14 protein-coding genes and 1 tRNA gene are annotated in these 13010 nt (G+C 37.6%); 4 read left to right on the top strand and 11 right to left on the bottom strand.

The features are described 5' to 3' along the window. Window positions 1-190 precede the first annotated feature (190 nt). The gene (locus tag AC1RJ8_RS24195; RefSeq protein WP_025145395.1) at window positions 191-667 is read right to left on the bottom strand and encodes an Lrp/AsnC ligand binding domain-containing protein; all 477 of its coding nucleotides are present in this window, start codon (window positions 665-667) and stop codon (window positions 191-193) included. Window positions 668-1013: 346 nt separating this feature from the next. Between AC1RJ8_RS24195 and AC1RJ8_RS24190 the strand changes: the two genes are divergently transcribed. Both AC1RJ8_RS24190 and AC1RJ8_RS24185 read left to right on the top strand, forming a co-directional pair. Beyond that, window positions 1014-1158 (top strand) — tRNA-Asp (locus tag AC1RJ8_RS24190). A gap of 147 nt (window positions 1159-1305) precedes the next feature. Further along, window positions 1306-2322, top strand: a complete 1017-nt coding sequence (locus AC1RJ8_RS24185) for a LacI family DNA-binding transcriptional regulator (protein WP_492955992.1) — start codon at window positions 1306-1308, stop codon at window positions 2320-2322. Between the two features lie 58 nt (window positions 2323-2380). Here AC1RJ8_RS24185 and frr read toward each other — a convergent pair whose 3' ends face one another. The 3 genes from frr to nagA all read right to left on the bottom strand — a co-directional run bounded on the left by frr (window position 2381) and on the right by nagA (window position 4940). Then, window positions 2381-2944: a ribosome recycling factor gene (frr, locus tag AC1RJ8_RS24180; RefSeq protein WP_029279059.1), complete on the bottom strand. Its 564-nt coding sequence runs from the start codon at window positions 2942-2944 to the stop codon at window positions 2381-2383. Window positions 2945-2983: 39 nt separating this feature from the next. Beyond that, window positions 2984-3688 (bottom strand): UMP kinase, encoded by a 705-nt coding sequence (pyrH, locus tag AC1RJ8_RS24175; protein WP_086548079.1) that lies wholly within the window; start codon window positions 3686-3688, stop codon window positions 2984-2986. 160 nt (window positions 3689-3848) lie between these two features. Further along, complete coding sequence (nagA, locus tag AC1RJ8_RS24170) at window positions 3849-4940, bottom strand: N-acetylglucosamine-6-phosphate deacetylase (protein ID WP_492955993.1); 1092 nt, start codon at window positions 4938-4940, stop codon at window positions 3849-3851. 85 nt (window positions 4941-5025) lie between these two features. On the opposite strand from nagA, the gene AC1RJ8_RS24165 reads away from it, so the two are divergent. Beyond that, entirely contained in the window at window positions 5026-6231 is a 1206-nt protein-coding gene (locus tag AC1RJ8_RS24165) for a purple acid phosphatase family protein (RefSeq protein ID WP_492955994.1), read from the top strand. 252 nt (window positions 6232-6483) lie between these two features. Here AC1RJ8_RS24165 and tsf read toward each other — a convergent pair whose 3' ends face one another. From tsf to pnuC, 7 genes are all read right to left on the bottom strand, one after another. Continuing rightward, window positions 6484-7329: a translation elongation factor Ts gene (gene tsf, locus AC1RJ8_RS24160; protein WP_492955995.1), complete on the bottom strand. Its 846-nt coding sequence runs from the start codon at window positions 7327-7329 to the stop codon at window positions 6484-6486. 130 nt (window positions 7330-7459) lie between these two features. Further along, window positions 7460-8293, bottom strand: a complete 834-nt coding sequence (gene rpsB / locus AC1RJ8_RS24155; protein WP_057931874.1) for a 30S ribosomal protein S2 — start codon at window positions 8291-8293, stop codon at window positions 7460-7462. 18 nt (window positions 8294-8311) lie between these two features. Continuing rightward, complete coding sequence (gene rpsI / locus AC1RJ8_RS24150; RefSeq protein ID WP_029279076.1) at window positions 8312-8698, bottom strand: 30S ribosomal protein S9; 387 nt, start codon at window positions 8696-8698, stop codon at window positions 8312-8314. 3 nt (window positions 8699-8701) lie between these two features. Beyond that, window positions 8702-9145, bottom strand: a complete 444-nt coding sequence (gene rplM / locus AC1RJ8_RS24145) for a 50S ribosomal protein L13 (protein WP_010602007.1) — start codon at window positions 9143-9145, stop codon at window positions 8702-8704. Window positions 9146-9584: 439 nt separating this feature from the next. After that, window positions 9585-10124: an ORF6N domain-containing protein gene (locus tag AC1RJ8_RS24140; protein WP_492955996.1), complete on the bottom strand. Its 540-nt coding sequence runs from the start codon at window positions 10122-10124 to the stop codon at window positions 9585-9587. A 43-nt stretch (window positions 10125-10167) separates the two neighbouring features. Beyond that, the gene (locus AC1RJ8_RS24135; protein WP_492955997.1) at window positions 10168-11133 is read right to left on the bottom strand and encodes an AAA family ATPase; all 966 of its coding nucleotides are present in this window, start codon (window positions 11131-11133) and stop codon (window positions 10168-10170) included. Next, complete coding sequence (pnuC, locus tag AC1RJ8_RS24130) at window positions 11130-11792, bottom strand: nicotinamide riboside transporter PnuC (RefSeq protein WP_492955998.1); 663 nt, start codon at window positions 11790-11792, stop codon at window positions 11130-11132. Before pnuC ends, AC1RJ8_RS24135 begins: the two co-directional genes overlap by 4 nt. A gap of 148 nt (window positions 11793-11940) precedes the next feature. Between pnuC and AC1RJ8_RS24125 the strand changes: the two genes are divergently transcribed. Beyond that, window positions 11941-13008, top strand: a complete 1068-nt coding sequence (locus tag AC1RJ8_RS24125) for a mechanosensitive ion channel family protein (protein WP_492955999.1) — start codon at window positions 11941-11943, stop codon at window positions 13006-13008. Window positions 13009-13010: the final 2 nt, after the last annotated feature.

Below are 13010 nucleotides of genomic sequence, written 5' to 3'. Positions count from 1 at the left end.
ACATTGGGATTTATCGGAGCTATAGCGGATAACGGGACTGCCGTTCCCGAAACCCCACTGAACGTTCATTTCCCAATAATTATTAAGCGTAATTAAAAGCATTTTACCATATAAGGCATTAAGGCCATTTAAGCTTGGTGCTCTAATAACATCCTTTTGCTTTAGTCTTTCCGCTTTAGTCTTTCTGCTTTTACCCCAGTTCAATCTGACGCTTAATGCTCTCTTCTAACGAGATTAAAGTCTCCGTACGCTGAATACCGTTCACGGCCTGTATTTCTTCGTTTAAAACATGGCGTAAATGATTGGTATCCCTGCAGATAATTTTGGCAAACATGCTGTAGGCACCGGTAGTATAATGCAATTCTACCACTTCCTTAATTTTGCTCAGTTGTGCAACGGCATCTTTGTACTGGATTCCTTTCTCCAGGTAAATACCCAAAAAGGCACAAATATCATATCCAGCCTTCTGCGGATCAATGATTAAGTGGGAGCCCTTGATAATGCCCATTTCCTGCAGTTTCTTCATCCTAACATGTATGGTTCCGCCCGAAACAATCAGATCTTTAGCGATTTCTGTATAAGGTTTAGTGGCATCCTGCATCAATTGCTTCAATATATCGATGTCGAGGTTGTCAATTTCTAAATTGGAATTGTCTTTTTTAAGCATATTTTTGAATTATGATAAGCGAATTTACGAATATTTATCAATATTATAAAAATAAAATTAAATGTTTAAAATATTTGCAAGGTATTGGTTGTTCCTTTACATTTGTATCAAGCAATTAACAAAAAGGAAACGTTCTTTCAAAATTGCATAACATAATGTAGGGTGGTGAAACAGGCAGACACACCTCCTTGTCTCGGTGGCGGAGAATAATGGGAATATACCGGTTTCGGTACTAACCACTCCTTGAAGGTTCGATTCCTTCCCCTACAGCGGCTTTAGTCCTAAGTCAAGAGTCCATAGTCTTTAGTAGACTTACGACTGCAGGCTTTGGACTAATGACTAAAATTGTTGGGTGGTGAAATTGGCAGACACGCCTCCTTGTCTCGGTGGTGGGGAATAATGGGACAAACGCAGTTTATTGGGTTGACCACAAATTAATTTTTTGAACTGTAGCTAACTACCCCTTGAAGGTTCGACTCCTTCCCCAACAGCATTTTTTATGAATAATAAGTTAGTTAATCGAGCAATCCTGGATAGGTTGCTCTTTTTCTTTTTAAACTAGTTTTTTTCATAACCCTCCTATATTTATAGATATATTGTTATATTACCCATCAAATTTTATCCGTTAAATGCCTGTGATGAAGAAACGCGTTTCGATTAAAGATATCGCTAAACAATTAAATATTTCCATTACAACTGTATCGTTTGTAATTAATGGGAAAGCAAGAGAAAAAAATATTAGCGAATCGCTTACCAAAAAGGTTTTAGAACTGGTTGCTGAATTAAATTATCAGCCCAATACCCTTGCAACAAGTTTAAGAACAGGCAAAACAAAAATTATCGGATTCCTGGTTGATGATATTTCTGAACCTTTTTTCTCAGGTATAGCGCGCCGAATTGATGAAATTGCTTCGAGCCTTGGTTATAAGATACTTTTTAGCAGTACCAGGAACGATACCGAAAAGGCAATAGAACTGCTACAGATTTTTAAAGACAGGCATGTTGATGGCTATATTATGGCCTTGCCTGAGGGTTTGGAAGAAGAAGTTAAAAAATTGATTCAAACAGAGGCTCCAGTAGTACTATTTGATCGGTATGTACAGGATGTTAAAACGGATTATGTAATAATCGATAACCTAAGCAGCACCTACGAAGCCACAGCGCACCTCATTAAAAATAATTATAAAAAAATAGGTTTCGTAACCATCGATACCTTACAGCAACAGATGGTAGACCGTTTGGCCGGTTACGAAAGCGCTGTAGAAAAATATAACTTGCCGGCAATTGTAAAGAAGATTAAATATGTAAATTCTGCCGACTCAATTGAGGAGATGATCAAGTTTTTTAAAGCGGAGAAAGAGCTAGATGCGGTAGTTTTTGCAGCCAACTATATTTGTTTAGATGGCTTAAGAACTTTTAGGAAACTAGGGATTCAGATCCACAAGGATATGGCAGTTGTTTCTTTCGATGATTTCGAAATCCTGGAGTTTTGCGAGCCTCCGGTTACGGCTATTGCACAGCCTCTCGAGGCCATTGCAGAAAACGTGATGAAAATTTTATTGAATAAGCTCAAAAAAGCCGGAAAGTCTGTCGAAAATACGCAGGTATCGTTACCTACCATCTTAAACGTTAGGGGCTCAAGCGCAAAAAAATAAGCAATAAAAAAGGGAATAGATTTAAATCCATTCCCGTTCGGTTTATATTTTACACAGATTAAACTGTCATTACATCTTTTTCTTTGGCCTCTGCATGTTTGTCAACCTTAATGATATAAGCATCGGTTAACTTTTGCACTTCGCCTTCACCTGTTTTAATCTCATCATCAGATACACCTTCGCCTTTCAGTTTTTGAATTTTGGTATTGGCATCTTTACGGATGTTGCGGACAGTAATGCGGCCTCTTTCGGCTTCTTCCTTCACTTTTTTCACTAAGTCTTTTCTACGCTCTTCTGTTAAAGGCGGCACAACCAGACGGATAACAATACCATCATTTTGTGGATTGATACCAATATTGGCTACTTGAATAGCTTTTTCAATTGCAGTTAAAAGTGATTTTTCCCAAGGTTGGATTACGATTGTTCTGGCATCTGGCGTATTAATACTAGCTACTTGTGATAATGCTGTAGCGGCGCCATAATAATCCACGAAAATACCATCCAACATTCCAGCTGATGCTTTGCCAGCTCTGATTTTAGTTAATTCAGATTCACAATGATCGATGGCTCTGTCCATTGCAGATTGAGCATCCATTAATTGTAATTGTATGAGGTCGTTCATAATTGTGTGTATTTCTACAAAAATAATAATTTTTATTCCTTATTTAACCAAGGTTCCAATAGGTTCGCCATTGGCGATTTTCATGAAATTGCCATGTTTGTTCATATCAAACACAATAATCGGCACTTGGTTTTCTTCGCAAAGGGTAAATGCGGTCATATCCATTACATTAAGCCCCTTATCGTAAACTTCCCTGAAAGAAATTTCTTCATATTTAGTGGCCAATGGATCTTTCTCAGGGTCGGCTGTATAAATCCCATCAACACGTGTTCCTTTTAAAACAACATCAGCTTTGATTTCGATAGCGCGCAAAGCTGCTGCAGAATCGGTTGTGAAGTATGGATTTCCCGTTCCTGCACCAAAAATAACCACACGGCCTTTTTCTAAATGGCGAACAGCTCTTCTGCGGATAAATGGCTCACAGATCTGCTCCATTTTAATGGCGGTAAGTAAACGTGTTTTAATACCCACTTTTTCTAACGCATCTTGCAGGGCCATAGAGTTGATAACGGTTGCCAACATGCCCATATAATCGGCCTGTGCCCTGTCCATCCCACTTTTTTCGGCGCTTAAACCTCTAAAAATATTTCCTCCTCCAATTACGATTGCGATTTCTAAACCTTTATCGTGCACGGCTTTGATATCTTCTGCGTATTGTTTAACGCGTTCATTATCAATTCCATATTGTTTGTCGCCCATTAGCGATTCTCCGCTAAGCTTTAATAGGATGCGTTTGTATTTCATGACCTCAAAAATATTAACATTTTTTTAATACCAAGCTATGCTTTTTAATAATTGATGTAAATATTTAAATAGAAATGCTCATTTAAAGAAAAAGGAACAATAAATAAAATATTGTTCCTTTTGTGATATCGTTTTTATGGTGTTTGGCAGGTCTTTGGACTTATATCGTTTCGCCTTTAAATATGACTTCTTTTAAATTCAGATCATCATCAAGTACCAATAAGTTTGCCTGATGCCCGGTTTCTATCGTGGCAGTAAGATTTTCTATTCCGATCAATTGGGCAGGGTAGAGCGTTCCCATTTTAACTGCATCATTTAAGCTGATATCACAATGTAATGCACAATTTCTGACCGCTTCTAACATGGTGAGCGATGAGCCGGAAAGCGTACCATCGGGCATCACATATTTATTGCCCTTTTGAACATGCTGATATGGCCCTATTGAACAAGCAGTAACCGCATCGGTGATGAGGAACAAACGTTCTCTTAATAGTTTTTGAGCAAACTTTACTACTGCAAAATCTACATGTTGCCCATCGGCAATAATACTGGCCATAGCTTTGTCGTGGCTAAAAACAGCGGTCGGAATACCCGGTTCACGGTGATGGATTGGACTCATGGCATTAAAAAGGTGAGTAGTGGTTTGGATGCCTTTGTTATAAGCACTAGTTGCCTCATCAAAAGTTGCATTACTATGCCCTAATGAAACCACAACACCATGGTCTAGTAAGTGTTGGATGACTTCATCATCCTGGATTTCCGGCGCTATCGTCATCATTTTAATTACACCATCACCAAAATCAATCAGTTTCTTAATTTCATCCAGTGAGGCTTTACGTACAAAGGCAGGAACATGGGCACCTAAGCGTTTCGGATTTAAAAACGGTCCTTCTAAATGTAAGCCCATAAAGTTTTTTGCAGATTTACGGTGTTCTTTAGCTGCTTTGATACATTCATCAAAAACTTCAGGAGAATTTGTTGCCATACAAGCTAAAAAGCCTGTAGTGCCTTTTTTAAGTAGGTCATTTTCCATGATACTTAATGATTCGGTGCTTGGCTCGGCTGAAAATAACCTATCGCCGGCACCATAAATCTGTAAATCTATAAAACCTGGTATAACAAGCGAAGGACTGGTTTCTTTGTTGCTGCTTTCATTAATATTGGAAATTAGAGCGCCATTAATTATGATGTCCTGATTTTTTTTTAAATCGTTGCCCTGAAAATAGGAGATATTGGAAATTACTTTAGGCATATCAAACGTTTGAGTAAATTTAATCTTACACGGTTAAAGTTAAATATTGTAGGTATATATTTGGGTAATAAGATAAAATAACCAAATGAATGAAAATCAGTCTAATAGAAGAGGTTTTTTAAAGGCCGGACTCACTTTAGGTGCTGCTGCTTTGGTAGCTCCAACAATGGCGATTGCAGCTGTACCCGCTGAGGAAGAAGGTTTTAAAATTGCAGTAGGTCCTTATCTCCAAACCAATTTCAATAATGAAATGACCATTCTTTGGTTAACCAATAAAAATGCTGCAGGTTGGGTAGAATTTGGGGAGCAGGCTGACCAGCTAAGTCAAAAAGCATATGGAAAGGCCGAGTTGGGCTTGATGCAGGCTAATAGTAAGTTGAATGCCGTAACGCTCAAAAATTTAAAACCAGGAACAAAATATTATTATAAAATTGTTTCGAAGGAAATTAAAGACTTCCAGCCCTACAAATTAACCTATGGTGTAACGGTAAGCAGTGCTGTAGAGGAATTTGTGAATGCCGACCGAGCGAAAGAGGAAGTTTCATTCTTAATGATGAATGATACGCACGATCGCCCAGAATCAATCCCTCAATTGTTAGGGCTGGTTCAGGACAAGAAGCAAGACTTTATTTTCTTTAACGGAGATATATTCGATTATCAAACTGATGAGAAACAGATTATCGAACATATGCTCCAGCCTTGTGTAGATAGTTTTGCAAAGCGTACCCCTTTTATTTACGTAAGGGGCAATCACGAAACAAGAGGTAAATTTGCACGCGAATTTCCGCAGTATTATATGCATGTTGGCCACACAGCTTTTACCTTAGGGCCTGTTCGTTTTGTAATTTTAGATACTGGTGAAGATAAAGAAGATGCGCATCCAGTATACGCGGGTATTGTAGATTTTGATGATTATAGAGTTCAACAGGCTGAATGGCTGAAAACAGAAATAAATTCAAGAGAATTTAAAAAAGCACCGTTTAGAGTTGTGATGATGCATATTCCACCACGCTTTTCGGGCGATGCGCATGGACCAAAACATTGCACTGAGCTATTTGAGCCATTGTTAAATCAGGGTAAAGTAGACTTGGTTTTAAGTGGCCATACTCATAAGTACATGGTGCACCAACCTGATAAAGCATTAAACCATTACCCTTTAATTATTGGTGGTGGCCCGAGGACAGGGACAAGAACAATTACCAAGATAAAAGCTGATAGAAATAAACTTGTGGCGAGTATGCTCGATGATTCGGGTAAGGAAGTTGGTGCTTATACTGCTTTGAGGAAATAGGTAAAACTTAAGCGGTCGTCATTTCGAGCGGACCCGATAGCTATCGGGTGCGACGGAGTCGAGAAATCTATCTAGAGAGCGTTTTTGAATTAGATCTCTCCATTTCACTGCGTTTCAGTCGAGATGACGATGTCTTCTTCTATTGAAATGCGTAATGGTATTGGAATGGAGAGAGGAAGGGAATTGTAGGAATACCACGCATAAAAAAAGCTCCCAAAATTTTTTGGGAGCTTTTTATTATTCTAGAAGTGCTTATGCACCTAATTGTACACGTTTGAAAGCAGATACTGTTAAACCTTTAGAAGTGTTATCTAAATATTTACGCACATCCATAGCGCTATCTTTAACAAACTCCTGGTTTAATAAAGTACTGTCTTTGTAGAATTTATTCAATTTACCAGCAGCAATTTTCTCAACCATTTCTTCTGGTTTGCCTTCTTGACGGATAACGTCTTTAGCGATCTCAATTTCACGTTCGATAGTAGCAGGATCAACACCGTCTTTATCAACAGCAACTGGGTTCATTGCAGCAATTTGCATGGCAACATCTTTACCAGCTTCAGTAATATCTACGCCATTAGCGCCTTCAAATACCACTAAAACACCCATTTTACCATTAGAGTGGATATAAGAAACGATTTTTTCGCCAGATATATTTGCGTACTCTTGAATAACGATTTTCTCTCCGATTTTACCGGTTAGTTCAGTTATGGTTTCGGCAACTGTACGTCCATCTTCCAAAGTAATCGCTGATAATTCTTCAGCAGTAGCAGGATTGTTGGCAACTGCTGCAGCTAAAACGGCCTGAGCTAGATTACGGAAATCTTCAACTTTAGAAACAGGTTCAGTTTCGCAAGCTAAAGCAAGTAATTTACCATTTGTGCCATCCGCTGAAACATTGATTGATACCAGACCTTCAGAAGTAGCATTACCAGAACGAGCGGCAGATACTTTTTGACCTTTTTTGCGCAATAAATCAACAGCAGCTTCGAAATCGCCATTAGCTTCTACTAAAGCTTTTTTGCAATCCATCATACCAGCACCAGTTTGTTGGCGTAGTTTATTTACATCAGCGGCAGTAATTTGTACTGTAGACATTTTATTTCCTTTTTTAAATTTTACAATCTTGTTATAACAATTACAGGTTACAAGTTACAAGCGCCAAGTTAAACTCATGTTAAGCCAACTTAAAACCTGAAACCAGTAACCTGCAATTAAAAAAATATTACTATTCTTCTGTTTTAGTTTCTTCTGATGCTGACGCTTCAACTTCTGCCTCAGCAGCTTTTTTACGTCTTGGCTCTTTTGCTTCTGGAGCATCAGCGGCAGCTTTAGCAGCTACTGCTTCTTTTTCAGCCTCATCATCTTTTTCGCGTTTACGCTCATCTAAACCTTCTTCAATAGCTTTGATAATTACATCAGTAATTAAAGAGATTGATTTTGTAGCATCATCATTCGCCGGGATAGGGAAATCGATGTTAGAAGGATCAGAGTTAGTATCAACCATCGCAAAAGTAGGGATGTTTAATTTTAACGCTTCAGTAACTGCAATGTGTTCTTTCTTAACATCAATTAAGAATAATGCTGCAGGTAAACGGTTTAAATCAGCAATACCACCTAAAAGTGATTCTAATTTAATACGCTCACGTTGAATCATTAAACGCTCTTTTTTAGATAAGATCGAATAAGTACCGTCTTTAGTCATTTTATCGATGTTAGACATCTTTTTGATTGACTTGCGAACAGTAGCAAAGTTAGTTAACATACCACCTAACCAACGCTCGGTTACGAAAGGCATGTTTACTTTTTTAGCTTGTTCAGCTACGATTCCTTTTGCTTGTTTTTTTGTTGAAACAAATAATACTTTACGTCCTGATTTTACGATTTGTTTAATCGCAGCCGCAGCTTCTTCAGTTTTAGTTAAAGTTTTATTTAAATCTATAATGTGAATTCCATTACGCTCCATGAAAATGTAAGGAGCCATTTTTGGATTCCATTTACGGGTAAGGTGACCAAAGTGTACACCTGCATCCAATAAGTCTTGATAAGTTGTTCTTGCCATTGTCTTTGCCTCCTGTGATTAACGTTTACTGAATTGGAATTTCTTACGAGCTTTAGCACGTCCTGGTTTTTTACGCTCAACCATACGCATATCACGCGTCATTAGGCCTTTAGCACGTAATGCAGGTTTTTTCTCCGCATCTAGTTCAACAATCGCTTTAGCAATAGCTAAACGAACAGCTTCTGCTTGTCCTTTTACTCCACCACCTTGAACATTTACAGTGATATCATAACGACCTACAAGTTCAGAAACTTCTAAACTTTGGTTTACGATATATTGCAATGGTAAAGTTGGGAAATATACTTTGTGATCTTTACCGTTAACGGTAATTGCGCCAGCACCATCTTTTAAGTAGATACGTGCAACAGCTGTTTTTCTTCTTCCTGAAGTGTTAGTAACTGACATTTCTTAAAGTTTAATGGTTTTTGGAGATTGAGCTGCATGAGGGTGAGTTTCACCAGCATACACAAAAAGATTGGTGTATAATTTTTTACCCAATTTAGTTTTCGGTAGCATACCGCGTACCGCTTTCTCGATTACACGTTGAGGGTGTTTCGCCATTAACTCCTTAGGAGAAATAAAACGTTGACCACCTGGATAACCAGTATAAGAAACATATTGCTTTTCGCTGAATTTGTTTCCTGTCAATTTAACCTTGTCTGCATTAATAACGATAACGTTATCTCCGCAGTCTACGTGTGGGGTGTACTCAGGCTTGTTTTTACCACGGATGATCATAGCGATCTTCGATGACAAGCGCCCCAAAATCTCGCCTTGCGCATCAACAACAATCCACTGTTTGTTAACAGTTTTCGCATTGGCCGAGACAGTTTTGTAACTTAACGTATTCACTTGCTTGTATTTAATTTATTAAACAATTTATTATTCCCATTAAATTTGGGACTGCAAAGATAGATAGAATACTTTTATTATCAAATAGTTGGTTGAAAAAAGTTTTGGATTTTACCTCGCAATCGTCATGCTGAATTTATTTCAGCATCTAACAGGCTATATCTTTTTCAGGTTGTGAAAAGAAAACCGGAAATTATTTGGGTGGTTCCAGACAGGCTTTACGCTAAATTTTTTTTGTTTTTTTAAGCTTTGACAAATTTCTTGCCTCAGCGCTATTAATTTGTCGAAGCAAAAAACAAAAAAGGATATCGCTGCAATCCCGTTTAGAAAATTCAGGTAGGGTGGTGCTATTAATGGTTAAATTTACGGCGCCAATTTCCTGAGTCAAATCTTGAAGTCGCAATTTGCGACTTCAAGATTTTTTAAATATTCATTAAAATCACAAATCATCAGGCATATAGCCAATTCTTTTTCTCGGCCCAATTTTCTTATCGATGAGTTTATCCAAATAGGTGAAAACCAATTCGATGTTTTTATCCTGATTACTTACTTTTTGTTTAATCTCTTCGATTTCAAGTTTGAGTTCGCCGCTATCAATAATGAATTGGCGTATGCGCGAGAAAATCCTTACAATTTGAATATTCACCTGAATCGCTTGCTTGCTATTTAATACACTTGAGAGCATTAATATGCCATGTTCGGTAAAAACATTGGGTAAATAGGTTCTTCCACCTCTTTTACCTTTTGAGGTCACAATTTGTGACCTCAAAGATTCCCATTCTTCACCGGTTAGTTGGAACATGAAATCATTGGGGAAACGTTCTATGTTTCGGCGGATACTTTGATTTAAAACCTTAGTTTCTACTCCATAGAGCTCGGCCAAATCGCTATCGAGCATCACTTTAAGACCTCTTAGCTCGTAAATTTTATTAACTACAATATTGTCAGGGATGATAGGAAGCACTTGTTTAGCTGTCATATCATTTTTTGGATTTGAATTGAAGATACAAAAAATAGATGCTTTAGACCAAAATTGAATCTATAATTTTTTTGATCTTTTCTTCCCTTTCTGCATAATTTCCACTGATCTGAATATAGTTTATTCCACGTTTTTCAAGCTCATTCTTAAACAGATTAAACATTTCCAGGCGCCTATCTCCAAAATCGCGGAGATGATCAGCTACCCATTCTACATCAATATCCAATAGAAAATATAAATCGTACCTGATTTCATTTTCAAGATCGTTTAGGATATCCGGAATCTCATTTAAATAGTATCGCGAGTATATTTTTGTCGTAATTAAATCAGTATCACAAAAAATGATTTTATTCGCAACTTTGGTTTTTTCTTTTACCCTTTCCGTTTGTGCTACCCCGATTTTGATAATATCATCAATTGTGATATCGTTCGAGTTGATTAATTCTCGCGCAACTTCTGGAACAAAGGTAGTTTGATAATGCATAGCCATTTTCTCGGACATGGTCGATTTTCCTGTGCTTTCTGGTCCGTAGAAACAAATCTTCTTTACAAAATATGGGCGGACTTCTTTCGGGATAAATCCCCAGTATTGGAATGGGTTGGATCTGATCATAGTTGCAGAAACAGGGATGAATTTTCTTGGTTCGTCAAACAAAATATGTTTAGCGTCTAAATTGGCAGCAAAAGGCTCTCCATAAAATTCTGAACTAAAAAGAATGTCGATCTTTGGATAAACCTCCCGCATTCTAATCGCCCAGATATTTGTCCGATCATTTAAAGGGAGTGTTTCATTATCAAAATCATCAGCAATAATGGCCGGCTTGATTTTGGGCTGATCTTTAAATATTTCTCTGATCCATTCGAAACGCACCACCGGATCAATCCTGTCTGCAGGAGTAAAACTCATTGATACAATCAGCTCATCGCAATGTGATGCAGCAAAATCAATAAGCGCAATATGCCCATTATGAATAGGCATAAACTTGCCAATCACTAATCCCCTTTTCATGCGGTTTTTGAATAGTTTCTGTATTCTTTTATCCAATGCCATAAAGCAAAAGCAGCAATGATGGTAAAAATTAAATACTCTACCCCCATAAACTTGATGCCTTTTAAAAAGTATAAATAAGTAGCTACTACATCGATGAGCAGCCAGATAATCCAGCATTCTACTCTTTTCTGGATCATTAAAAAAGTGGTAATTACACTCATTACAAAAATAAATGAATCAATAAAAGGATAAGCACTAGGTAAATTGAATAATAGTGGCAGCCAATTGTGTAGCTGGCTGGCCAAAGTACCCATTAATAATGTGCCAACAATGCCAACGGCCAGCAAGACTAGAAATTGCCTTAACGGCATAAAACTGATTTTAAGCTCCTTGTTTTTATCTTCTTCCTCAGGTTTTGGATTTGTCCACCGCCACCAGCCCATGATGTTGGTTATAAAAAAGAAAGCCATCAAAAACATATCGGGGTAAAGCTGGTTTTGATAATACAAAAAGGCTGATAAGAATACATTAACAATGCCAGCGGGCCAGCTCCAAACGCTTGCTTTTGCTGAAAGGACAACTGAAACAATCCCCGTAATTACTGCGAAGAATTCCAGATAGCTCATTTTATATTCAAGAACCGTGAAAAATATACTTTTGGCATCGAAAAAATTCATCTTTTATTTTTTTGAAGATATGCAAAATGCTAATGTAAATAATTTATTTGCGGCTCTTGGTTTCCTGTTGGCAAACAATCCAAAAATATAGCTGTTATAAGAATATCCATTGGCTAATCGCCGTATTTATTAACCACAAATTTCGTTTATGCAGTATATCGACCAGATTTTCGGTTATCCAATCCCTTTGTTTTTTAAGAATCTCATCATCGGATTAATAGCGGTATCTTTTGGCATTTTAATCAAGTTTATCATTCACAAAACTTTCATCCTGCTTTCGCGATGGTGGGATTTTATCATTATAAAATCGACAGTGAAGCATTTGAGGAGACCTGTAGCTATTTTTATTCCCTTATTGTTCCTTAACTTCTCGTTAACGCTGATGGAGATGGCGCCAACATATCGTCTTCCAATAACCAAGATATTGGAAATTGCACTTACGGTTACTTTTGCACTTATTTTGGTGAGGGCAATTAACGTTTTGGAAGATTATTTCTACCTGAAATATGACCTAAACAAAGAAAATAACCTAAAGGAACGTAAAATCAGAACGCAGCTGCAGTTTGTTCGAAAATTTATTGTTTCGCTTATTATTTTAATTACTGCTGCTATTATTTTATTGAGTTTTGAAAGCATGCGTAAAATCGGGGCTGGCTTACTTACAGGTGTTGGCATAGGTGGGATTATCATCGGTTTTGCGGCGCAGAAATCCCTTGGAAATTTATTGGCAGGCTTTCAGATTGCCTTTACCCAGCCGATCAGAATTGATGATGTTGTAATTGTGGAAGGCGAATGGGGAAAAGTCGAAGAAATTACTTTAACATATGTGGTGGTTAATATCTGGGATCAACGGCGGTTGATCTTACCGATTACCTATTTTATTGAAAAACCATTTCAAAACTGGACACGTGTTTCTGCTGATCTGCTTGGAACGGTTTTTTTATATCTTGATTATACCATCCCAATTGAGCCATTACGGCAAGAATTAACCAGGTTATTGAATGCTAATCCACTTTGGGACAAGCGCGTAAATGTGGTACAGGTTACCGATAGTACAAAAGATGGCGCCATCGAAGTCCGATTTCTGATGAGTGCTTCTAATTCTTCAAGGGCTTTCGATTTACGTTGCCATGTAAGGGAAGCTATGATTTCGTTTATTCAAACAAATTATCCTGAAAGTTTACCGAAGAAGAGATTGGAGTTTGAGAAACAGTAATT

Source organism: Pedobacter sp. GW822-FHT03F06 (assembly GCF_058801365.1).
Note: the sequence above shows the minus strand (reverse complement) of the source record. Positions and strands in the feature narration are given on the sequence as shown.